This is a genomic window from Bacillus cereus group sp. Bc031 (assembly GCF_027716265.1).
Lineage (GTDB): Bacteria > Bacillota > Bacilli > Bacillales > Bacillaceae_G > Bacillus_A > Bacillus_A paranthracis.
The window spans coordinates 117,327-140,759 of the sequence record NZ_JAQFUL010000002.1; the positions used below are offsets into that span (position 1 = coordinate 117,327).

Genomic DNA, 23,433 nt, shown 5'->3' on the forward strand with positions numbered 1-23,433 from the left:
TATTACAAATTGAATTTTATTAAAAATTCAATATTTTTTCAATATTTAGTCATATTATGTAATGTTTTTAATATATTTGTAAAAATTTCATAGTTAGCATACGAATATATCACAATTCAACAATGTTTTCTGAAAATATTGAAAATATTTGTCAGAAACTTTATAATCGCCATAGAGGGAATTTAATGGGGATTTTATCTTTGTTTTATCTACAAAATATTTGATAATTCACTACATAAATACAAAATCTGATTGTATTATCACGTATTCTGTAGCAGCAGTTATGACCGATAATTAGGGAGGAATTACATTTGTACAAAGATAAGACTGACGCATTGGATCAAGAATGGATTGATTTAATACTTGAAGCTCTAGACGCTGGTATCGCCTTGCAAGATATCGAACATTTTTTCCAACGTATGAAGCCGGCCACTCAGGCTCAATAGGTTTGTTCTTTTTAGCGAAGTTTATGTTATAATAATGACATCATAAGACGACGACATATTGATAGAAAGGTGCGCAAATATGATTGGAGAACGTATAAAACGCCTGCGTTTACAAAAAGGTATTTCATTAACTGAACTTGCCGAAAAAGCTGGCGTTGCTAAATCTTACATTAGTTCTATAGAACGAAATTTACAAAAAAACCCTTCCATTCAGTTTCTTGAAAAAATTGCAGCAGTTCTACAAATTCCAGTTGATACTCTACTTCATGATGAAACAACAAAGGAAAATCACTTAGACTCCGAATGGACACAACTCGTTAAAGATGCAATGAACTCCGGCGTCTCCAAAGAACAGTTTCGTGAATTTCTTGAATTTACAAAATGGAAGCAAGATCAAAAATAATAAATAGAAAGAAGTGCTTACAATCGGCACTTCTTTTTTCTTTATAAAAAAAAGCGGGGGATACCCGCTTTTTTATTATTTTTCTTCTCCAGCTTCTTGGTTAGCATTGAACGTCCATTCTAAATTCAATGAATCACCTTGGAAGATATTTTGGTCTTTTCCATCATCTACAAATTCAAATTGTACCCATAAATAATCCTCTGTACCAGCTTCTAATCCACCCTTTTCTCCCCACTCAGGAGCAAAGATGTCTTTAGCTAAAAGATCTGGATCAGTTTTTTGTAAGTCTGCTAAAGTTGTTTCATATACAGGCTCACTTTGTTTATCCCAGTTCCAAAGGAATTTCACTTTAACGTGCTTACCAAAGTCTTCACCAGCATTATCGCCCTTTGCATCTTTCACAGTATACTTTGTCGCTAGTTTAACGTCTTTAATTGTTAATGAACCGCTATTCTTTAATAAGAACTCTTTCTTAACAGAATCCCCTGGTTTTAAATTTTCAATATTCACAAGCGTTGTAGGGTCTAATGTAAGATCTAACGTCCCAGCTGCAAATGTATTGTTCGATACTTCTTTATCGCTAAAGTATGCGAATGTTCCTCCACCAATTAAAGATAACCCCAATGCTGCTGATGCAACTCCCATACCTAATTTCTTTTTCAGACTCACAATCAATTCCCCCTAGCTGTTTTTTTATATTTTTATTGCTATCTCTTATTTAAAATAAGAGATGTAACTAAAACTACATTAGCATTAGCTAATATTTGTTCTTTTTTTAAAAACCTTATGTTCATTATAACGAACAAACCTATATAAATACAACAAATATTTATTAATATTTTCAGTTATTTTTATTTCTCAATATTATTTTGATTTTTCTGAATTTGTATACATATATTTTAAGAAACGGAATAAGTGCGAGGGAAAATACTCCCTCACACTCATTTACATCATTTTCCCCATAACTGGAGTCCGTTTATTCTAATGATTACTTATGCTTTTCATGAGTTCCTTGCTCAAGATTTTTAGCTGTCTCTACTTGTTTCTGTTCTTCTACTTTCTTCTGTTCTTCTGCTTTCTTCTGTTCTTCTGCTTTCTTCTGTTCTTCTGCTTTCTTCGATTCTTCTGCTTTCTTCTGTTCTTCTGCTTTCTTCTCCTCTTCTGCTTTCTTCGATTCTTCTGCCTTCATTTGAACTTCTGCCTCTATCGCATCATTTAATTGTTGGTGAAGAATCTGAATTTGTTCATCAATCGCTTGCAAACTAGCTTCTTTCATAATATAATCGCGCTTCTCTTTTATACTGTGAAAACCTTCATTCACATATACGGCCACTTGTTGAATCGATTCACTTTTATTCACTTTTAATTCTTCTTGTATTTGATTATAAGGAGTTTCTATTTCAATATATACATTTTGTAGCGCTTCCTCCTCAGAAGCAATTTTCTCACGTCCTTGTTGCCACACTACAATTGCCTGTTCAATTTCTTCTATAGAAGTTACTGCCAACTTCCCCTTCATTTCTCCATACTCATGCTCAATAAACTGTTTGTGTTTCTCAGCTTCCTCTTTTAACGTATCAACTGTTTTTGGAAATATAATCGCTGTAGAAAGAGCGGCTTCCACTTTCGTTTCATGAATAAATGCAGCTTCTGTATACGTCATAATTTGAGATCCTAAATAAAACGTAATAGAGCACATACAAGGCAATATAAGCATCTTTTTTAATTTCCGAGGTGTTTTCAGCATCTTAATCTCTCCTATCGAACAAGATGTTCTCTATATAGAACGTTACTTTTATTATAATAAAGAACGATACAAAATGATAGCTATATACTAGAAAAATAGAAAAAGGACTATCCATTCGATAGCCCTTTTTCATATTATTTTGCTTCCCCTTCTGTTTGTTGTGCATCAAACGTCCAAGTTAATTGTACCTTATCGCCTTGGAATTCGTTTTGATCTTTTTTATTATCAACGAATTCAAATTTCACTTTGAATTTATCAGATTTACCTGCAGAAATACCTTTTTCATCCCAGAACCAAGCTGATAAATCGTTATCAACCGCTGTAAGTGTATCCTTCTTCAATTTATCTAATGTGGTTTTCTTCACAATAGTCTCATGTTTATCTACATTTTTTAAGAATGTTACTTCAATATGTTTACCGAAATCATCTTTATTATCTTTCTTTGTATCTTCTACTTTATATTCTGTTTGTAATAAAACCTTTTTAATATCTAAAGAGCCTTTATTTTCTAGTTTAAATTCCTTTTCAATTGTATCGCCAGGTTTTAAATTCGATACATTAACAACTGTTGATGGATTTAATGATAAATCAAGCGTACCAGCCGCAAATGTATTGTTTGACACTTCTTTATCACTGAAAAATGCAAATGTTCCTCCACCAACTAATGCTGCCCCTAACACTGCTGATGCGATACCCATACCTAATTTTTTCTTTAAAGTCATGTCCATATCCCCTTAATCTATATATTTGTTAACTTCCTAAACGGAAAGTATAACCAAATGAATTAGACGGATTGTTCTACTTTTTTCCCTTTCTTTTCGCCGTCAATGCTACGAATCGCACTAAAAATAGTAATAGCGGAATATCCTAGTAAAAAGACTCCTGGAATAATAAGAAGCAAAGCCGCTCCAGCTTTTGAACTAGCATAATTTAATGCATACCCTACATAAGGAACTGTAATATCCGCATATTTCCCAATTACATTCTCTGCACGTACTGGTTCTAAATCTGGGCCGTTGTTGTTATCCCCTTTTGTTTCATACGTTACTTTTCCATTTGTATCTTTCACACCGATAATACGGTGAGTGATAATTTTTTCATCTTTCTCTTTAAAGGTAATCACATCACCTTTTTGATATTTAGAGCCATCTTTCGTCGGCTCTATCGCAATGATTGATCCCGTTAAAAATGTTGGTTCCATCGATCCTGATAAAACTGATTTAAATTGATATCCCATCACCGTTGGATCCCCACCGCTCGCTTTTGAAGAAATAACTACAAATGCTAAGCAAATCATCAATGCAAATAAAACAAATGAGATAACGTTGCTAATCACCTTCCAAATTAATTTCATCGTTTCTCTTCCTCTCCGTTGTTTTATATTATTTGAAGTATGCAATATTCACCTTTGTTCTTTAACAAGAACACAAGTAAATAATATAACGAACAAACTAGAAATGCAATAAGAAGATTTACAATTATTAGTTATTTTTAATATAAAAAAAAAGACTGTGACAAATTCCCTTCACAGCCCTTTAAACTAGTATTTATTTCTCTTCTGACTTTATTCCTTTTGTATTTCTACGTAGTACTACAAATAAAATAGCGCCAAATAATAGGGCAGCACCTATCCCAATACTTATTATTTTCACATTTGATTCGTTTACTTCAGGCTCGACCGTATCTTTTTTAGGCATCGCAAAAGTAACATCTTCTTTAGAAAGAACATTTACCGTCGCAATTGTTTGATTATTCTTCGTAATATCAACTGCCCCAACAACCTCACCACGATGAATTCCTTTATGATATAAAGAATCTTTATCTAATGAAGCCGCCCTGAACGTCGTCTTCACATTTTTCCCTTCATCTTTCTTGAGCATCAGTTCTGCACTTTGTTCAAGTTCGCTATCAATATCTTTATTTAAATACGTTGTCTTTTGGTGCCAACTATGTTTATCGAGTACAGTTTGCTTCACAAATTGACCAAAAGAATAGTCCGCCATCTGCTTCAAGTCTTCATAAATTTCAGGTCTTTGAGAAGCCATTACTACATTTATAATACGATTTCCATCCTTCTCATTTAATAAAACGAGCGTATTGCGTGCTTCATTTGTAAAACCCGTCTTACCGCCAATACTATATGGATTTTCAAAATAAGTAGATTTATTAAAAATAGACACCGTCTGTCTAGATGTAGTAACTGTCGTTCTTTTCGTGTTCATCGCTTGTAAAATCTCAGGGTACTTTTGCACACCTCTCGTAATCATAGCCATATCAAATGGCGTAGTATAATGGTTCGGATCATGCAATCCATTCGGTGTGACAAAATGACTATCGGTAGCGCCTAATTGTTTCGCTCTCTCATTCATCATATTAGCGAAATTCTCAACACTTCCGCCAATACGCTCCGCAATCGCATACGACACATCATTTGCACTCAGCACCATTAAAATCATAAGTGCAGTATTTCTATTAATCGTCTCACCAGGTTGAAACTCAATTTGATAATTACTCTTCTCTTGATCTAATGCTAATTGTGAAAACGTAAATTGATCCTCTGGCTTCGTATGCTCCATAAGTAAAATCGCCGTTAGTACTTTCGTCATACTAGCCGGAAATGCGCGATGATGTGCGTTTTTATCATACAAAACATCTCCAGTTTTCGCATCAATCGTAGTTGCAAACTGACTAAAAACATTTGGTCCTTCCTTAGGTGGTGGCGCCACTTGTTCTGGATTCACTCCAATATTCGTCTCAGCACGTAACGTCATAGGTGTCAAAAAAAATAAACAAATAACGGTAACAAAAGCCAAAATTTTCTTTAAATTTACCATATGACTCTCCCTTTTCACTATACTCTCACAGTTTAAAAATTGAATCTACCAATCTATATGTAATTTGTATTAAATTGGAAGAACATTCACTGTTTTTTACTATATCATACTTTTACGATGAAGAACATAAATATACAATAAAAAATAAGAAAGAATTATTCTTTCTTATCCTTCTCATCAATTAATGAATCTATTAAATTTTGACTAGCTTCCTCAGGTGTAATCTCATCTGTCATCCCCATAAACGACCAACCTTTAGAATCGACCCACTCAACAAACTCTTGCAAAAACTCATCATGTGTAACATCCACATCAAGAATTGAGCCATTAATTGAAATCGTTCTATTTCTAGATACGCGCATCTTGAACGTCTTCCTTACCATTACAATAATTCTCCCTCTACTTCTGAATAATTATAAAATAATCTTGTATCTCTGTTATACATGATTTTCAGTAAATTGTAAAAAGGATATATTGGCCAATTTGGATATTAAACGTAGAAATCTCTTATCCTACATAAACCTCTTACGATATACAAATGGTCATAGTATTCAACAATTAGACCATTTAGATGAATAAAAATTATGGTCTTTTGGAAGATATCACGCAAAATAGTATAATTTGAATAAGAGCACTAAGGCAGCTCCTTTTAGATGAACTTTTACGTTGTAGACTTAGAGACTGATGCGGAAATTACTATTTGGTTCCTATGTCTATACATAATATTGCTGGAAAGAAGGTAGTACGGTGAAAACAACAGAAAATTTTACTGACAAGGCCGATATATATGCGAAATATCGCCCTAGTTATCCTAATGAATATATTGATTATTTGCTTTCGGCTAACGAACTAAATGAGAATCAAATTGTGGCCGATATTGGTTCAGGTACGGGGATATTTAGCCGCCAGCTGCTTGAAAGTGGTTTACATGTTATTGGAGTGGAGCCAAATGATGACATGAGAAAAATGGCAGAACAATCGTTAAACCAATATCCTCGTTTTCAATCTATAAAAGCAACTGCTGAAAATACCACTTTAAAAGAAAATAGTGTAGATTTAGTGACTGTTGCTCAAGCATTTCATTGGTTTGATAAAGAAGCTTTCAAAATCGAATGCCAACGAATTTTGAAACAAAAAGCACATGTTGCACTTGTTTGGAATAGTAGAGATGTAACTAGTCCACTTATTCAAGAGAACGCAGAAATTTGCCAGAAAACCTGTCCAACCTTTAAAGGCTTTAGCGGTGGAATAGATGAAACTCCAGAAATGTTTAACAGCTTTTTTAAAGATGGAAAATACGAGTTTAAAGAATATCAAAATGATTTACTTTTTGATTATGAAGGCTTTTTAGGAAGGAATTTATCAGCGTCCTATGCTCCGAAAGAAAATGACGAAGAGTATAAAAGCTTTGTTCTTCTCCTATCAGAGTTATTCGACAAATACAGTAAGAATGGAAAAATTATTCTCCCAAACTTAACGCGAAGTTATTTGGGCAATGTGTAAACGCCGGACATATAATTAACCCTCACCAATCGGGCATGATCATTGAATAAACCTTAGCTTTATTGTTATATGTTGAGTACAATGCAGTACACTATATTGAAAATTAAGCAAGCATACTCCCGGTCTGGAATTAGGACGGGGGTATGCTTGTTTCGTGTGATGAAATTTAATAGCTTTATTATCTTTTTATAAAAAACTCACATTTTATCACACGAAATACACTTGACTTTATTACAATGAAATGGAATATATTAGAAAATATCGAAAACCGAGGAGGAACTTCATGGCGCACTGTACGTATTGTAAAACGAAATGGAAAGTAAAAGATGTATGGTCGATACTCGTAACATTTGAAAAAGATTGTCCGTATTGTTTCGGAAGGCAATACCTATCAAAGAAAACAATAAACGCTATGCCAGAACTTATAAGCTTACCTTTACACTTCTTATTCCCTTTTCTTGTTCATTTAAGTGATGAGGGGCCTTTAGATTGGTATCGAAAAAAATAATATAACCGCTTTATTCAAACCCTCTTTTCATTACATTCTCTACTTATATATTCCTTAATACACTACTAACTTGATCCCAAATTCTTTCCTTTCAAAAGATGACTATAAAAATATTGTAAAATTTCAGTTAATTGTATATAATTGCTTTAACATAATGAGTAAAGATGCTATTACATAAGTATTTTTGAAGATCCCGTAGCTCAGCAGGGAGAGCGCCACCTTGACAGGGTGGAGGTCGTGAGTTCGAGCCTCTCCGGGGTCATATAAAAAAGAGACACTATATCAACCTTCTACGTGATATAGTGTCTCTTTTTTATCTAATTCAATTACTTCCCACCAAAGATCTTCTCCAAAGACTTCGCATTTGCAAACAATACTTCTTTTAAGTTATCGTCAGCAACGATTTTATAGTCGCCATCTTTGTCTTTCTTTAAGTTCAATCTAACTTCGCGAGTTGCCATTGCTGCATCTTTATCCGTTAAGTTTTTGATGATAGTTGAGGTCATTGTTTTTTCGATTGCTTTTTCAGATTGTTCTTTGTCTTCACTAAATGCGCTAGCGAAGGCCATTGGCATAACTTCTCCCACTGCTTTTGTTACAGCAACGGATAGATCAGCAGATGTAATTTTCACTTTCACTTCTGCTTTGTCATCCTTTTTCGATACTTCTTCTATCTTTTCAAATTTAAAGTTCTTTGTAATTGCACTTAGCATTTCTTTTGCCTCAGCATCATCTGTTTTTTCATTTAGCTTATTAAATTCCTTGTCACTCTCAACAAATGTACGAGCCTTTTCTACATCACCTTTTTGTATCGCTGTTAAAAATTCTTCTGTAGTATCTTTCGGATTTGCACACCCTGCTAAAACACCTGCTGTTAATCCCACTACCATCATTAATAGCAATAATTTCTTTATCTTTTGCACGCTCATTCTCCTCTTATCTTTTCTAGTAAGTCAGCATTATATAATAGTATGAAACTGACATTACAAACATTTTTTAGTATATCATTTATATGATTCGTTTTCTATTAATTCCCAAAAGATAAAGGGCCTTGCAGCATTCCTACAAGGCCCTCCTCTATCAATCCGTATCCGTAGCACAAATGAGCCACATTTTCTGCTCCTTACTATCTAACACCATCCAAGTAACATCCCACGCAACATCGTAAAACCATTCTGTCCAAGGGCGGTAGCTTTGGAACACTTTAATATCTTCGTATTGATCTTAGAACATGTATTTACATACATTTATCGCTATTTTTCTAGTGAAAACCGGACGTTCTTAAAATTCTATATGTACCCCGCTCCACTATACAAGTATTCTTCCTTAAATGTAAGCATAAATTACTCAAGAGATAAATGATTCATTTCTTTTTAAGTATTACTAATTACCCTTTTCCATCTTTAACTTCTTTATACTTTAAATTTTATCTATACGCTTTTCTTCTTTTTCTTTTTCTTTTTCTTTTTCTTCAATATATATATCTAATAGATTTAAAAGGTAATGACCTGATTCTATAATCTTTTTAAACCTCTTTTCTAAAAACCAAAATAAAAAAAATATAACTGTAAATATCCCACTACACATTATTACTACAAAAGGAGCATTATCTTTTGCATTTATTGTCAAAACTGTTGTTAGCATTATTGTTATAATCGCAACAGCAAATGTTACCACAGTATTGAAATGTGGAGTAGGCTTCATTACTTCTAACTTGGATTTAATATACGCATTCATCATTTTCAAATCATTTACTTCCATATGCTCTATCCCTATACTTGATACATCTAATTTACACTCAATTATTAAACCCTCAATTTTCTTTTGTAACTCTCTCTCTACCTTTCCTATATAAAAATATTCAGCTATTTTCATATTACTTTCCCCATTTATATAACTTATAGTATATATTAGAAAATTACTCTTCAAAGCCTGTCCTTAAGAAGTTTAGTTTCCTTGTATATTATTTCTTATACACAACTAAAAACACAACAATCATCCCAAGCACATAATGCCCCGCTACCATCCACATACTCCGATCAAAAATCATAAGCGATAACCAAAGCGATATATTAATAGCAGCAAATAATACATATAAAATGAAGTCTCTCTTTTGTAGTGCTTCTCTATTCCTCAAAATATAAATAGCGCCGATTGGTGGAAGGATGAAGCAAAGGAAAAAAACAAACATTTTTCTTAATGACCATGGATATGAAGTTACTGTTTGCATATAGATCTCCTTTTTATTTTATAGTACCTTTAGCATCGGCCTTACTACTCTATACTCGTCACTATAAAGCTCCTTTATGATTAAGGGTGAGTGAGGATTCCCCTCTTCTTCTATCATTGTGAATACTTCTGTTTTTTCGCTTAATATGTTGGATTCACTATTTTTAATAGGTTTTTCACTTGTTTCAATTTTCTTTGTTATTTCTCCTAGCCTTTGCCCCACTTCTTCTGCTTTAGCCGGTTCATTTGTTATGTAGTATTCTTGCCCCTCCCATACTAACATAGGTGGCACTTGTTCTCGTTTGTTACATATTATATAAGTAATACTAGCTATAAGTAGTAGGCATGTTAATAAAAAGAAGATAGTTTTTTTATTCATATACTCTTCTCCCTATCTATCATTTTATTAAATTATATAATATCCATTATATACAGTAAATGGATTTAGTAGGAATTTTCGGATTTTACAAAAAAAGAGAAAAACCTTACTGCTGTAAGGTTCCATTTTTATATTCTATAGTGACCGATTTATTAAAACGATCATGACGATAATCGCTATAAACATAACAACTAAACAGCCGATCATTTTATAAAAGCCTCGTTTCGTTAACGTCCCACCTTGCACGTCTTTACGAATAAATAAGAATACGGCTAAAAATAATACAAGTCCAATGCCAAAAGCATACATCATTTGCATATGTTAATCTTCCTTTCTCTCTTCCATCTTAATATCTTTTTGCCAAAACAACAAACGAGATAAAGACGGTACTCATCGTGAGTGCCATAAGTATGTTCAGTAGTTCAACTGCAGATAGTGTAATAACATTTAAGTTTAAGCCAATAGAGAAAAGAAGATAATACGCTGTTAATGCAAAAAAGCTGAAGAACATGCCTTTATAACGAATTAATTTCATCCGCTCGTCTTTTTCTTTAAATTGCGGATGTAAGTAGCTTAAGCAAAAGCACATGATCATCATCGCAAGCACTGTATAAGTTGGAGTTGGTGGTGCAGAATGCGTCATTATTCCTGTTAGGATCATAAATCCACTCATGAATAGAAAAATAATTCCCATGATAACGAAGTACTTTTGTGAATAGTTCATCTTTATTCCTCCCCTTCTTTTCCTTCATAAATAAATACATGTTCTATCGTTGTCTGAAATGTTTTCGCGATTTCAAATGCTAACGGAAGTGACGGATCGTATTTTCCCTTTTCAATTGAAATGATGGTTTGTCTGGAAACGCCAAGTTTCTCAGCCAATTTTTCTTGAGATAGTCCAAATTTTTTTCGGTATTCGACCATTTTATTTTCCAAGGAAATTTCTCCCTCCTTCCTTATAACGAGTATATACGTAAAGGGAGCTTTACGTCAAGTTTCCTTTACATCTGTTTTGTTTATTTTTCGTTCTATTTATATAGAAGAAACTTTTTAATTTCAGCACGTCTATTTTGAAACAAAATACGGAACACTGTAACTAACAGTTACTATATCTCCTCCTCTCTTTTTTTAAAATTTAATATCTCCATATTTGTTTTATCCTTTTAAAATATTTCATTTATCCCTTTATTCGGCGAAATGTGTTATTGGTTTTACGGTGTTTTTCGTCATATTTATAGAAACTAACTGTTTATAAAGCATTTTTTATGTTTAGCAACTTTTTTTGTAGAAATCCTTCACTTTCCTTTCAATATTTAACACTATCTAAATAAAGTTTACGATAAATTCATAATTTTTTATTTTTTATACTATATTCCGTTATATTGTTGTATAATATCAATGAAAGCGCTTATTATTTCAATATACATAATTCGAACTTATTTTTATCGAAACATTCTAACTATTATACTTATATTTACATGCAACAATTTTAGTTATTTGTATAGGTATACCAAATATATCCACCCTATTTTTCTGTAAAATTACTTTATAACATGAAAGATTAACTTGGGTGATAAGTTATTGTGAATGTTTTTTTACAAAACAGATAAGTAATAGTGTTTGGTATTATGTAAATTATTGTAATAACATAAGAGTAAAGAAAAACATTTACATTGATTATTGATTCATCAATTATTGAAAAGAGCAAAATGCACCTTTTTGTATGGAAAAAGGATTATATGCATTGGGAGGTTTAAACAAATGACGAGGAAGAATACAACGACAAACCCTTGGGCCAAGTTCCACGGTCCGAACCTTGGTTATGTTATTGAACAGTATGATCTTTACGTAACTGGAGCAGGTTCTGTTGATCCGGAATTACAAGAGCTTTTTGAAATTTTTGGAGCTCCTTCGTTTCAAGATGATGTCGTAACAGGGGACAACACAGCAACACATTTTTCTCCTCAAAACACAGGGAACATTGAAAAAATTCTTAAAGTCGTTCAGCTTGTTGAACAGATTCGTTCTTTCGGGCATACGTTGGCTCACATCAATCCGATGGAAGATGCTGCAAATGGACAATCTCTTCTTGAGAAAGCAATGAACGAACTGAGCGACGCTGATTTGAAAGCGATTCCAGCAAAAACAGTATGGCAAGATGCACCAGAAGGTATTCACACTGCACTTGATGTAATTCATAGATTAAAAGAAGTGTATACACAAACTTTAGCTTATGAATTTTCTCATATACAAGATAGTGAAGAACGCGCGTGGTTGCATCAAATGGTGGAATCAAATTCATTGCGTCAACCACTATCAAATCAAAAACGAACTGCTCTTTTAAAACGTTTAACAGCTGTTGAAGGTTTCGAGCAATTCTTGCATAAAACATTCGTTGGGCAAAAGCGTTTCTCTATCGAGGGCGTTGATATGCTTGTACCCGTTCTAGATGAAATTGTGCTAGAAGGTGCTAAAAACGGCGTAGAAGATGTCATGATTGGTATGGCTCACCGCGGTCGCCTAAGCGTACTTGCACACGTATTAGAAAAACCATATAGTCACATGTTTGCTGAGTTCAAACATGCAAAAATAGAAGGCGCAGTAGCAAACTCTGGTTGGACTGGCGACGTAAAATACCATTTAGGTAGAGAACAAGTCGTTAGTAACGAAGAAGTTAGTACTCGCGTTACATTAGCAAATAACCCAAGTCACCTTGAGTTCGTGAATCCTGTTGTAGAAGGTTTCGCACGTGCGGCTCAAGAAAATCGTAAAAAATCTGGTCTTCCAGAACAAGATACTTCAAAATCATTCGTAATTTTAGTTCACGGTGATGCTGCATTCCCTGGTCAAGGTATTGTATCTGAGACACTCAACTTAAGCAGATTGAATGCATATCAAACAGGCGGAACAATTCATGTTATCGCAAACAATGCAGTTGGTTTTACGACTGATAGCTATGATTCTCGTTCTACGAAATATTCAAGTGACCTTGCAAAAGGTTTCGATATTCCGATTGTTCACGTCAATGCTGATGATCCGGAAGCTTGTCTTGCTGCTGCTAATCTTGCGATTCAATATCGCATGTTGTTCAAAAAAGATTTCTTAATCGATTTAATTGGTTACCGCCGCTACGGTCATAACGAAATGGATGATCCAGCAGTTACACAACCACAAGTGTACAAAAAGATTAAAAATCACCCAACTGTAAGAGCAATTTATGCAGATCAATTACAAGCTGCTGGTGTTCTAAATGCAGATGAAATTGAAACAATTACACAGTTTACGCAAGAGCAATTAAAATCTGACTATGCACAAGTACCGCCAGCTGATACGAGCGATGCAACAATTCACGTTAAAGTGCCAGATGTCGTTGCAAAGGGCATTCAGTCAATTGATACTGGTGTTGAGCTTGATTCACTTCGTGCAATTAATGAAGGTCTGCTATCTTGGCCAGAAGGCTTTAACGTATATCCGAAAGTGAAGAAAATTCTTGAGCGCCGTAAAGACGCTCTTGAAGAGAACGGTAAAATTGAATGGGCACTTGCTGAATCATTAGCATTTGCTTCTATTTTACAAGAAGGTACACCAATTCGTTTAACTGGTCAAGATTCACAGCGTGGTACATTCGCGCATCGTCACATCGTATTACACGATACGGATACAAATGAAACATATTCACCATTACATCGCTTACCAAACATCAACGCTTCATTCTCTGTTCATAACAGTCCATTATCAGAAGCTGCTGTTGTTGGTTACGAGTATGGTTATAACGTATTCGCTCCAGAAACGCTTGTTATGTGGGAAGCGCAATATGGTGACTTCTCAAATACTGCGCAAGCATTATTTGATCAATATGTTTCAGCTGGAAGAGCAAAATGGGGTCAAAAATCTGGTTTAGTTCTTCTATTACCACACGGTTATGAAGGTCAAGGGCCAGAGCACTCTAGTGCGCGTCCTGAACGTTTCTTACAGTTAGCTGCTGAGAACAACTGGACAGTTGCAAACTTAACGAGCGCGGCACAATATTTCCATATCCTGCGTCGTCAAGCATCTATCTTAGGAACAGAAGCTGTTCGACCATTAGTATTGATGACGCCGAAAAGTTTATTACGTCACCCACTTACGCTTTCAACTGCTAGTCAGTTAAGCGAAGGACGTTTCCAACCTGCTTTAGAACAAGAAAACCTTGGCATGAAACCAAACAAAGTAAAACGTCTTGTTTTAAGTACAGGTAAAATGGCGATTGACTTAGCAGCAGAAATCGAGTCTGGTAAGCATGAGTACAACTTAGATGAAATTCATATCGTTCGTATTGAACAGTTGTACCCATTCCCTGCTGAGAAAGTTCAATCTATTATTAAACGCTTTAAAAACTTAGAAGAAATTATTTGGGTTCAAGAAGAGCCTCGTAATATGGGCGCATGGCATTACATGGCTCCAATTCTGTTCGAACTAGCTGGAGATAAAGTGAAAACAGGTTATATTGGACGCCCAGATCGCTCTAGCCCATCTGGCGGCGATCCATTCGCTCACAAAGCTGAGCAAGAACTAATTGTTTCACACGCTTTAGACGTGAAGTATAACTTCCGTCAAGATAAACTAGAAATTGAAGTTTTCAGCAACTAAAAAGTAACAATGAAGATTTCTAGCTTGTTCCTTGGGCAGATATTCTGCCCAAGGTCAGGCTAACAAATGGAGATTACCGAAGACAAAAGAAGAAAAAACACACCGTTAGGCAAATAAGGGGAGGACATTTAAAATGATCGAAATTAAAGTACCTGAGCTTGCAGAATCTATTACTGAAGGAACTATCTCACAATGGCTTATCAACGTAGGCGACAAAGTTGAGAAAGGTGGCAGCGTTGTTGAGCTTGAAACTGATAAAGTCAATGTAGAAATCATTGCAGAAGATTCAGGTATTGTATCGAAGTTACTAGGCGAACCTGGGGATACAGTTGAAGTTGGCGCAACTATCGCAATTTTAGATGCAAACGGAGCACCAGTTGCAGTAAGTACGCCTGCACCGTTGGCTGAGCAACCAAAACAAGAAACAGCTGAAGCACCAAAAGCTGCGGCACCAAGTGCTGAACAAACTGCAACTTTACAAGGTTTACCAAATACAAACCGTCCTATCGCATCACCAGCTGCTAGAAAAATGGCTCGTGAATTAGGAATCGACTTAAACGACGTACGTAGCACAGATCCACTTGGCCGTGTGAGACCACACGATGTACAAGCTCATGCTGCAGCACCAAAAGAAGCACCAGCTGCTCCAAAAAGTCCAGCTCCTGCTCCAGTTGCAAAAACTGAATTCGAAAAACCAGTTGAGCGCGTGAAAATGTCCCGCCGCCGTCAAACAATTGCAAAACGTCTTGTAGAAGTTCAACAAACATCTGCAATGTTAACAACATTTAACGAAGTTGATATGACTGCAATCATGGAATTACGTAAAGAGCGTAAAGATGCTTTCGAGAAAAAACATGATGTACGTCTTGGTTTCATGTCATTCTTCACAAAAGCAGTTGTTGCAGCATTAAAACAATTCCCATTATTAAATGCTGAAATTCAAGGCGACGAGCTTATCATTAAAAAATTCTATGATATCGGTATTGCAGTAGCAGCTCCAGATGGATTAGTTGTTCCAGTTGTACGCGATGCGAACCAATTAAACTTCGCTGAAATCGAAAGCGAAATTCGTGAATTAGGTAAAAAAGCACGTGATAACAAACTTTCACTAAAAGAACTACAAGGTGGTACATTTACAATTACAAACGGTGGTGTGTTCGGTTCTCTAATGTCAACACCGATCCTAAACAGCCCACAAGTTGGTATTTTAGGAATGCACAAAATCCAAGTACGTCCAGTTGCAATCGATAACGAACGTATGGAAAACCGCCCAATGATGTACATCGCTTTATCTTACGATCACCGTATTGTTGATGGTAAAGAAGCAGTTAGCTTCCTTGTTGCTGTTAAAGATATGCTTGAAGATCCAAAATCATTATTATTAGAAGGTTGATAGATTTATAATCTATTACAAGCTGTAGAATATATCATTCTACAGCTTTTTTTATTGCATTCATACGGGACAAATCGTATGACATAAGTTAATAATGTATGCCTAAAAAGTAAGGAGGATTAAAATGAGTAACCTTCCAGCACATGCAAAACTAAAAGCAAATAAAGATACTTTCTTCCTCCCCGACTCAAACGGGGGTGTCTATTTTCGAAATAACGCCAGTTCATTTCGTATGGACGGTGACGGAATTTATAACTGGATTGAAAAATTAATGCCAATGTTTAACGGTAATTATTCTTTAGCAGAAATAACGGATGGTCTCCCTCTCCCCTATCAAAATCGTGTATTTGAAATTGGAGAGATTTTATATACAAATGGGTTTGTCCGTGATGTAAGTCAAGATGCACCTCATGAATTAAACAGTGCATTACTTGATAGATATGCTTCGCAAATTGAATTTCTAGAAGCAGATTCTCATTCAGGCGCTTTAAAATTCGAAACGTACCGCAATGCAAATGTACTTATAATCGGCTCTGGAGATATGCTTACTTCCTTAGTTTCTTCTTTATTAGAATCCGGATTACCTACCTTTCATTACCTTGTGACAGATTATGAAGAAACGAATTACGACCGTATTCATGAGCTAGTAGAACTTGCGCATGAAGTAGATGATGCTGTACTTGTTCAAGAAATAGATACAACAATTGATCGTCCCCTGCATGAAGTGTTCGAGCCTTTCGACTGGATTTTATACGTTTCGCAAAATGGAGATATCGAAGGACTAAGAGCAGCTCACACGATTTGCAAGGAAGTAGGAAAGAACTTCATACCAGCCGTTTGTTTATCAACACTTGGTATAGCTGGTCCTGTCGTAATGGCTAATCGTGAAGAATGCTGGGAATCCGCATGGCATCGGCTACATGAAACAACTTTACAAAATGAATATTCATCAGCTTCATTTTCACCAATTACATCTGCAATGCTAGCAAATATAATCGTTTTTGAATTATTTAAGCACGTTGCTAATGATTCTTACCGAGAAAAAGAACCTCAATTCTTTTTATTAAATTATGAAACACTCGAAGGAGCATGGCATCCTTTTATAAAACATCCTCTCGCCACTGATGAAAGTTTTACAATTGATACGATAGAAAACCTTTCTGAACAACTTGAGCATCGGTCTAACCAACATACCTCAACTGATTTATTCCGCTTTTTCGATTCATTAACTTCTAAAGAAACTGGTATATTCCATGTATGGGATGAACAAGATTTATATCAATTACCATTATCACAATGCAATATTCAAGTAGCTACACCGCTATCAGATGGTCCAACTTCCCTCCTTCCTCTTATGACTTGCGCTGGTTTGACTCATAACGAAGCGCGCCGAGAAGCTGGTTTAACAGGAATTGAAACCTATGTAACAGAAATTATGCACCGCCTTATCCCTGAACATAACGATATCGGTATTGGCGCTGGAGAAACGATGACAGAGGGTGTATACCGGGCACTACAACAACATTTAAATCACAAATTGTATGAACGACAATCACATATGCTAGAAGAAATTACGACGGTCGACTTAACGGACATTCATGATAAACATTGTAGATATTATTACGATGCCCTCGCTACCATTCATGAAACACCTAAAATCGCAATGGGTGAAGAGATTCTCAGCTTTCCAGTCGTTTGGGTTGGTATACATGATCGATGGTACGGTGCATCTAATATTAATATGACGTTAGCGTTACGAAACGCACTACAACTATCGCTTCTTCATATTCAAAATGAAGAAACTCCTTACAGAGCTAATATCTTGCCGGAATCCTCTATTATTTTATATGACACGGATTCTTTTAGGTTAGAAATACAAGCAGAAGAAGAAATTCCAAGTACGCAATCTGTACAGCTTGCCCTGCAACATTTAGAAGAACATCATTTTTATCCATTCGTGTTTGATTTAGCGATTGAATCATTTTTGAAAGAAAACTTAGATGGTGTGTACGGGGTATTAATTGCAAAGGAGGACGGTCTATGACTCAAAATATATTACTTATAGGGGATGGCATTCTTGCAGACTATGTACATGATCGATTATGCAAACAATATTCCATCATTCGCCAACATACAATTGCAGACGAACTCCCTGAAAATATCGATCTCGCTCTCGTATTACACGACGGCTCTCCTTCTACTATTCATCATGACGCTGAGCTAATTTTCCGTTCAAATCATATTCCGTGGCTACGTGGTTTTACTTCATTTGGTGAAGGTATTATCGGTCCTTATATTCATCCTCTTGCAGCAGGATGTACTCATTGTGCCGATGGACGACGCTTTATCGCTGGATTTGATCAAAAAGAGATGTGGGAGCTACAACGAAAATATGCGGTAAAAGAAGAAAACGTAACAAGGCGTGATGTACGTGCCACCCAAAATGGCATTCTGCAAATGTGCCATCTTATTTGCGCAGAAACAGAGAAAATATTAACTCATACTCATTCTTCTTTAGAAAATGAACTCATTTTACTAAACTTACAAACACTGCAATGTACGCGGCATTCTTTTCTTCCAGATCCGCTCTGTCCTGTATGTAGTAATTTGCCTGATGACACGGCAGATGCAGCAGCGATTTCATTACAACCGAGCTTAAAAACAAGTGATGCAACATATCGCTGTCGTTCCATTCATGAACTAAACACATTTTTAACGAAGGACTATTTAGATTACCGAGTCGGTATGTTGAACGGAAAAATGCAGCATTCTTTATTACCATTTGCTGACGTTATTATAAACATGCCATTAATGTTTGGAAATGAAGGGGTTGCAGGCCGAACTCTTTCATTTGCAATAAGTGAAGCAACTGCTATTTTAGAAGGTTTAGAGCGATATTGTGGTATGTCACCTCGAGGGAAAAAGACAAATGTGCATGCTAGTTTTCATGATGTAGAGGATCATGCACTAAATCCCCTTACGCTCGGTGTACATACAAATGAACACTATAATCGTGATGGTTTTCCATTTAAACCGTTTGACCCTGACTATGAACAAAACTGGGTATGGGGATATTCATTGTCACAAAACCGTCCAATTTTAGTTCCTGAATCAATCGCTTATTATAGCCTCGGTCATCGAGATGCTTACGTATATGAAACATCAAATGGATGTGCTATTGGTGGTAGTTTAGAAGAAGCAATTTTTCACGGTATTTTAGAAGTTGTAGAGCGTGACGCCTTTTTGCTCACTTGGTATGCCGAATTACCTCTTCCCCGCCTTGATCTTAGTTCAGCAAATGATACGGAATTACAATTAATGATTCAGCGGCTGTACACGATTACCGGTTATGAATTACATGCTTTTAACGCAACGATGGAACACGGCATCCCAAGCTTATGGGTAATCGCGAAAAATACGCGTGAAAATGGAATGAACGTTGTTTGTGCTGGAGGCTCTCATTTGGACCCAGTCCGTGCTTTAAAGAGTGCCATCCATGAAATAGCAGGCATGTTACTTATAACAGACGATGAACTCGAACAAAAAAGAGAGCACTACGAAAATTGCTTACAAGACCCTTATCTCGTAAATAAAATGGAAGACCATAGTATGCTGTACGGATTGAAAGAAGCAGAAGAACGTCTTCACTTCCTTTTACGTGACGATGCTCCGGTGCAATCGTTCCAAGAAATGAACGGATTACAATCAGTTGATCTGGATTTAACATCCGATCTTAATCAACTTGTAAACCGCCTGCAGCAAACCGGACTTGACGTAATCGTTGTAAATCAAACAGTACCTCTTATAGAAAAAAACGGATTGCATTGTGTAAAAGTCATTATTCCAGGCATGCTACCGATGACGTTCGGTCACCATCTCACTCGACTTACAGGGCTAGATCGAGTGTATACCGTACCGATGACACTTGGATATACAGACGAACCTTTAACGACTGAACAATTAAATCCACATCCGCACCCGTTTCCATAGTAAAGGAGGGGATTTCATGCAACTAGATACTTTTTTACATCATCTCCATTTCTCTATCGATGAAATTATGCCAAATCATGAAATAGACTGGGAAGATGCACCGCTTCCTTATAAATTATATCGAAACTTACCTATTATCCCTCTCTCTTTAGAAATCCCATTATCTTTACCTAACTCTTCTACTACACCTACTTTGAAAGAGATTGGTCATTACCTTTGGTGTTCATTTGGTTTAACCCAGTTATGTCAGCTAAATAGCGAGAAAATTTTATTTCGAAGATCTATCCCTTCCGGCGGCGCTTTGTATCCAAATGAATTGTATATATATTTAAAAATTGACGATTATCCAGACGGCATTTACCATTACGACGCCGCGCATCACCGACTTATTTTACTTCGCGAAGGAAATTTCGATTCTTACCTTACAGAAGCACTCGGCAATCGTTGTAACATACAATCTTGTTTTGGTGCTGCATTCGTATCCACTATGTTTGGGAAAAACTACTTTAAATACAATAACTTTTCGTATCGGCTTCAAGGGTTAGATAGCGGTGTTCTCATCGGCCATTTACTGGAATGTGCCAAACAATTTGGTTACACAAATGGTGTATATTTTCAGTTTCTAGACCGTGCAATCAATCATTTACTCGGACTGTCAGAAGGCGAAGAAAGTGTGTATGCTGTCGTTCCTTTCAGTACAGAACCGCAATCTAATTGGTTTCACAATGATTACCGTGAACATAAAACAATTACTTCTCATGAGCTATTACAACAAATTCCGCCTTTAGCACATGAACATTTCGTTCGCTCAAAGCATGTAAATGAGTATCCGATGATAACAAAAATAAATGAAGCTTCTATGATCGAATCGACAGCACAGTTCCAAACACTAGCTCATGAAGAGCACTATCAACATCATGCGCATGCTGTACAACTGCCGAAAGTAGAGCGTTTATCTTATGATTTCTTACAACTTTGCCGAAAACGGTATTCCCCTGATGCTGACTTTATTTTTACAAAATGGGATGCAGCCGAGCTCGCTACTTTACTACAAGAAGCGAGCCTCTCCTTCCCTTATTACAACGACATTGATGGTACGTATGTAAATGAAAATGTGCGCGTCTCATTATATGGATGTTTCTATAACGTAAAAGATATAGAAAACGGCGCTTACACTTATAACAGTAAAACACATTCCATACAATCACTTCGATATGGGGACCTTCGTTATCCCCTTCAATCTAGTATGACGATGGATAACGTAAACCTTTTTCAAGTACCACTTTGCTTACATGTAGTCGGAAAGAAAGATTACTATACAAATGCATTAGGCTATAGAGGGTACCGTATTCATCAAATGGAGGCAGGTATACTCGTTCACAAACTCGTTTTTGCAGCGACCGCAATGGGGATGGGCGGGCATCCTTTACTTAGTTTTAATACAAATTCATGTGATCAGTTGTACGGAATAGATGCTGGGAATGAAACGTCACTTATTCAAATTCCTGTTGGAGCGTATCGAGCGCGGAATTGGTTAAAAGGGGATTTGCGTATTTAGAAGCACGCCGCTCATCGGCGTGCTTTTTTTAAAGGACTTACTTAATAAAAAGAGAAGTGAGTATATATTCTTACATAAAAGGAGAGTTTAACTTGAGCATTTTACAACGATTAATCCAGCAAGCAAAAAATCCTCGGGGGACAATTGGTTCTTCCATGCTTTGTATTATGAACAGTGCACATACGAGACTAACCAATTGGGCATTACAAAAAGTATATATAAAGAATGAGGCAATTATATTAGATATCGGTTGTGGCGGCGGTAAAACGATACACACTCTTTCAAAACGAACTCCACTTGGAAAAATATACGGGATTGATTACTCCTATCAAGCTGTAAAAAATTCGATACAGACGAATATAAAAGATGTTCAAAAACAAAAAGTCATTGTTCAACAAGCAAGCGTTTCTTCTATTCCCTATCATACGAACTTCTTCGATCTCATTACCGCTTTTCAAACACACTACTTCTGCCTGATGTGGAACAAGATATAAAAGAAGTATTTCGCGTCTTGCAACCGAAAGGATCCTTTTTATTAGTGGCTGAAACTTTCAAAATTCAATATCATATGGAGAAATGCAAAACGAATGAAGAATTAGTAAACCTATTTTATAAAACAGGATTTACAAGCGTGAAATGTTATGAAGAAAGAGGATGCCTTTGTGTAATAGGGACCAAGTAAAAAAACAGACCCTTTGAGGTCTGCTTTTTTTACTAGATTAATTTGAAAATGCTCTTTATTTGTCTCGCAAATAACCAGTTTTTCGTACCGTAGTTATCATTTAAACTATCTAAATTGATAGATTGTCCATTAGCAAACTTTAATTCTAACGTTGTATTTTTATCGTTTGTTTTTAAGTTACTATGTGTAATAGCATCATACTTTAATTTTTCAATTTCAACATATTCGTCTTTTTCTTGTCCGATCACGACATGGTCTTGGAAGAAGAAAAATACTTCTACTTTCTTACCGAAACAAAATACGTTTTTCGTATAAATTAATGTCGCGTTATCAAGTCCAACGCATACTTCTTTCATCTCTTCAATAACGTGTCCAAAGTCTTCTTCCTGTCTTGCGTTTGATTCAGCAATCCATTCTTCGATTGTTTTCATGTTAATTGCCATACTGTGCCCCCTGGTTCGTTCATTGCTTTGTTAAAAAATAAATACTATATGACAATATAAGCGATACGTACTATGTTTTCAAGGGTGAACGGTATATTCAAAATAAAGTTAAATTTCAAAGTAATATACAAGTAGAATCCATTTCATTATATTTTAAACGTTCGCACGAGACATTCTTCCTCATCGATTAACTGTATTTTCTCATCAAATTCGATGTTTAGTTCCCTATATACTTTCTTCCAAAAAGAAACGGCTGGTACATTTTTCACAAGTTCGATAACGAAATATTGTCCTCGTTTCTCTTTTAGCAAACTCTCAATAACTTGTTTACCGATTCCTTTTCCTTTGTACTGATTCAATATGAAAATGTCATTTATACCAAAATCGTTTTCCTTCTTCAAAAACGGGCGTTCCAGTAGTAATAAAAATCCTACAATCTCATTATCACTTTTAATAAAATACGGAGTGATTCCATCATTTTCCCAGAACATATGTAAATCTTCGTATTCAAAAAATCCATTTGCTCCAATCGTTATATTAGGTGTGAACTTAGAGAGGTCATGTAGATATAGTGCGTACAAATTACGTAATATCTCTTTTTCTGATTCTTGAACTGCTTGAAGTGTTATAAACATTTTTAATGATCCCCCTTCCCTATATGTAACTATTTCCCAACCCTCTTCATTCGA

At 35.6% G+C, this 23,433-nt stretch carries 24 protein-coding genes, 1 tRNA gene and 2 pseudogenes; 11 read left to right on the forward strand and 16 right to left on the reverse strand.

The window, feature by feature from the left end; translation table 11 throughout:
- Positions 1-311 precede the first annotated feature (311 nt).
- A complete protein-coding gene (locus PDQ33_RS01625; protein ID WP_000276215.1) occupies positions 312-446 on the forward strand; it encodes an anti-repressor SinI family protein in 135 nt (44 codons plus the stop codon).
- Positions 447-525: 79 nt separating this feature from the next.
- A complete protein-coding gene (locus PDQ33_RS01630) occupies positions 526-849 on the forward strand; it encodes a helix-turn-helix domain-containing protein (RefSeq protein ID WP_000578880.1) in 324 nt (107 codons plus the stop codon).
- A 75-nt stretch (positions 850-924) separates the two neighbouring features.
- On the opposite strand, the gene calY is transcribed toward PDQ33_RS01630, so the two are convergent.
- From calY to PDQ33_RS01660, 6 genes are all read right to left on the reverse strand, one after another.
- Positions 925-1,518 (reverse strand): biofilm matrix protein CalY, encoded by a 594-nt coding sequence (calY, locus tag PDQ33_RS01635; protein WP_061131183.1) that lies wholly within the window; start codon positions 1,516-1,518, stop codon positions 925-927.
- 319 nt (positions 1,519-1,837) lie between these two features.
- Complete coding sequence (locus PDQ33_RS01640) at positions 1,838-2,596, reverse strand: DUF4047 domain-containing protein (RefSeq protein ID WP_229132656.1); 759 nt, start codon at positions 2,594-2,596, stop codon at positions 1,838-1,840.
- A 134-nt stretch (positions 2,597-2,730) separates the two neighbouring features.
- A complete protein-coding gene (locus tag PDQ33_RS01645) occupies positions 2,731-3,318 on the reverse strand; it encodes a TasA family protein (RefSeq protein WP_061131181.1) in 588 nt (195 codons plus the stop codon).
- Positions 3,319-3,380: 62 nt separating this feature from the next.
- Complete coding sequence (sipW, locus tag PDQ33_RS01650; RefSeq protein ID WP_061131180.1) at positions 3,381-3,950, reverse strand: signal peptidase I SipW; 570 nt, start codon at positions 3,948-3,950, stop codon at positions 3,381-3,383.
- Positions 3,951-4,143: 193 nt separating this feature from the next.
- Positions 4,144-5,430, reverse strand: coding sequence for a D-alanyl-D-alanine carboxypeptidase family protein (locus tag PDQ33_RS01655; RefSeq protein ID WP_061131179.1), 1,287 nt, complete (start codon positions 5,428-5,430; stop codon positions 4,144-4,146).
- Between the two features lie 155 nt (positions 5,431-5,585).
- Positions 5,586-5,813 (reverse strand): hypothetical protein, encoded by a 228-nt coding sequence (locus PDQ33_RS01660; protein WP_000251865.1) that lies wholly within the window; start codon positions 5,811-5,813, stop codon positions 5,586-5,588.
- A 364-nt stretch (positions 5,814-6,177) separates the two neighbouring features.
- Here PDQ33_RS01660 and PDQ33_RS01665 point away from each other — a divergent pair, with 364 nt between their 5' ends.
- The 3 genes from PDQ33_RS01665 (at position 6,178) to PDQ33_RS01675 (ending at position 7,703) form a co-directional block, all read left to right on the forward strand.
- Positions 6,178-6,933: a class I SAM-dependent methyltransferase gene (locus PDQ33_RS01665; RefSeq protein ID WP_000858638.1), complete on the forward strand. Its 756-nt coding sequence runs from the start codon at positions 6,178-6,180 to the stop codon at positions 6,931-6,933.
- 283 nt (positions 6,934-7,216) lie between these two features.
- Positions 7,217-7,441 carry a hypothetical protein gene (locus tag PDQ33_RS01670; RefSeq protein WP_000929648.1) on the forward strand — a complete coding sequence of 75 codons (225 nt, stop codon included), beginning with the start codon at positions 7,217-7,219 and terminating at the stop codon, positions 7,439-7,441.
- A gap of 189 nt (positions 7,442-7,630) precedes the next feature.
- A tRNA-Val gene (locus PDQ33_RS01675) sits at positions 7,631-7,703 on the forward strand.
- Positions 7,704-7,767: 64 nt separating this feature from the next.
- On the opposite strand, the gene PDQ33_RS01680 is transcribed toward PDQ33_RS01675, so the two are convergent.
- The 8 genes and pseudogenes from PDQ33_RS01680 to PDQ33_RS01715 all read right to left on the reverse strand — a co-directional run bounded on the left by PDQ33_RS01680 (position 7,768) and on the right by PDQ33_RS01715 (position 10,985).
- Positions 7,768-8,364, reverse strand: a complete 597-nt coding sequence (locus PDQ33_RS01680) for a DUF4878 domain-containing protein (RefSeq protein ID WP_061131178.1) — start codon at positions 8,362-8,364, stop codon at positions 7,768-7,770.
- A gap of 157 nt (positions 8,365-8,521) precedes the next feature.
- Positions 8,522-8,695 (reverse strand): annotated as a pseudogene (locus PDQ33_RS01685) (DUF6183 family protein); the annotation flags it as partial.
- A 165-nt stretch (positions 8,696-8,860) separates the two neighbouring features.
- The gene (locus PDQ33_RS01690; RefSeq protein WP_076874054.1) at positions 8,861-9,316 is read right to left on the reverse strand and encodes a hypothetical protein; all 456 of its coding nucleotides are present in this window, start codon (positions 9,314-9,316) and stop codon (positions 8,861-8,863) included.
- A gap of 88 nt (positions 9,317-9,404) precedes the next feature.
- On the reverse strand, positions 9,405-9,671 hold the full coding sequence (locus PDQ33_RS01695) for a hypothetical protein (RefSeq protein WP_061131176.1): 267 nt from the start codon (positions 9,669-9,671) through the stop codon (positions 9,405-9,407).
- A gap of 18 nt (positions 9,672-9,689) precedes the next feature.
- Positions 9,690-10,049, reverse strand: a complete 360-nt coding sequence (locus PDQ33_RS01700) for a hypothetical protein (protein WP_001036555.1) — start codon at positions 10,047-10,049, stop codon at positions 9,690-9,692.
- Positions 10,050-10,184: 135 nt separating this feature from the next.
- A complete protein-coding gene (locus PDQ33_RS01705; protein WP_001178301.1) occupies positions 10,185-10,367 on the reverse strand; it encodes a DUF3976 domain-containing protein in 183 nt (60 codons plus the stop codon).
- A gap of 28 nt (positions 10,368-10,395) precedes the next feature.
- On the reverse strand, positions 10,396-10,773 hold the full coding sequence (locus PDQ33_RS01710; RefSeq protein WP_001109914.1) for a hypothetical protein: 378 nt from the start codon (positions 10,771-10,773) through the stop codon (positions 10,396-10,398).
- Positions 10,774-10,775: 2 nt separating this feature from the next.
- Positions 10,776-10,985: a helix-turn-helix transcriptional regulator gene (locus PDQ33_RS01715; protein ID WP_000428510.1), complete on the reverse strand. Its 210-nt coding sequence runs from the start codon at positions 10,983-10,985 to the stop codon at positions 10,776-10,778.
- Positions 10,986-11,810: 825 nt separating this feature from the next.
- Between PDQ33_RS01715 and odhA the strand changes: the two genes are divergently transcribed.
- The 6 genes and pseudogenes from odhA (at position 11,811) to PDQ33_RS01745 (ending at position 22,301) form a co-directional block, all read left to right on the forward strand.
- Positions 11,811-14,678 (forward strand): 2-oxoglutarate dehydrogenase E1 component, encoded by a 2,868-nt coding sequence (odhA, locus tag PDQ33_RS01720; protein WP_000197153.1) that lies wholly within the window; start codon positions 11,811-11,813, stop codon positions 14,676-14,678.
- A gap of 133 nt (positions 14,679-14,811) precedes the next feature.
- Positions 14,812-16,071 (forward strand): 2-oxoglutarate dehydrogenase complex dihydrolipoyllysine-residue succinyltransferase, encoded by a 1,260-nt coding sequence (gene odhB, locus PDQ33_RS01725; RefSeq protein ID WP_000569915.1) that lies wholly within the window; start codon positions 14,812-14,814, stop codon positions 16,069-16,071.
- Between the two features lie 124 nt (positions 16,072-16,195).
- On the forward strand, positions 16,196-18,115 hold the full coding sequence (locus tag PDQ33_RS01730) for a putative thiazole-containing bacteriocin maturation protein (RefSeq protein ID WP_061131565.1): 1,920 nt from the start codon (positions 16,196-16,198) through the stop codon (positions 18,113-18,115).
- Positions 18,112-20,061, forward strand: a complete 1,950-nt coding sequence (locus PDQ33_RS01735; RefSeq protein WP_061131564.1) for a TOMM precursor leader peptide-binding protein — start codon at positions 18,112-18,114, stop codon at positions 20,059-20,061. Before PDQ33_RS01730 ends, PDQ33_RS01735 begins: the two co-directional genes overlap by 4 nt.
- 16 nt (positions 20,062-20,077) lie before the next feature.
- On the forward strand, positions 20,078-21,619 hold the full coding sequence (locus tag PDQ33_RS01740) for a SagB family peptide dehydrogenase (RefSeq protein ID WP_270754498.1): 1,542 nt from the start codon (positions 20,078-20,080) through the stop codon (positions 21,617-21,619).
- Between the two features lie 92 nt (positions 21,620-21,711).
- Positions 21,712-22,301: pseudogene (locus tag PDQ33_RS01745) on the forward strand (class I SAM-dependent methyltransferase).
- Between the two features lie 32 nt (positions 22,302-22,333).
- On the opposite strand, the gene PDQ33_RS01750 reads toward PDQ33_RS01745, so the two are convergent.
- Together PDQ33_RS01750 and PDQ33_RS01755 are read right to left on the reverse strand one after the other, a co-directional pair.
- Complete coding sequence (locus PDQ33_RS01750; RefSeq protein ID WP_000996789.1) at positions 22,334-22,744, reverse strand: DUF3908 family protein; 411 nt, start codon at positions 22,742-22,744, stop codon at positions 22,334-22,336.
- A gap of 146 nt (positions 22,745-22,890) precedes the next feature.
- Positions 22,891-23,379 carry a GNAT family N-acetyltransferase gene (locus PDQ33_RS01755; RefSeq protein ID WP_061131561.1) on the reverse strand — a complete coding sequence of 163 codons (489 nt, stop codon included), beginning with the start codon at positions 23,377-23,379 and terminating at the stop codon, positions 22,891-22,893.
- Between the last annotated feature and the right edge of the window lie 54 nt (positions 23,380-23,433).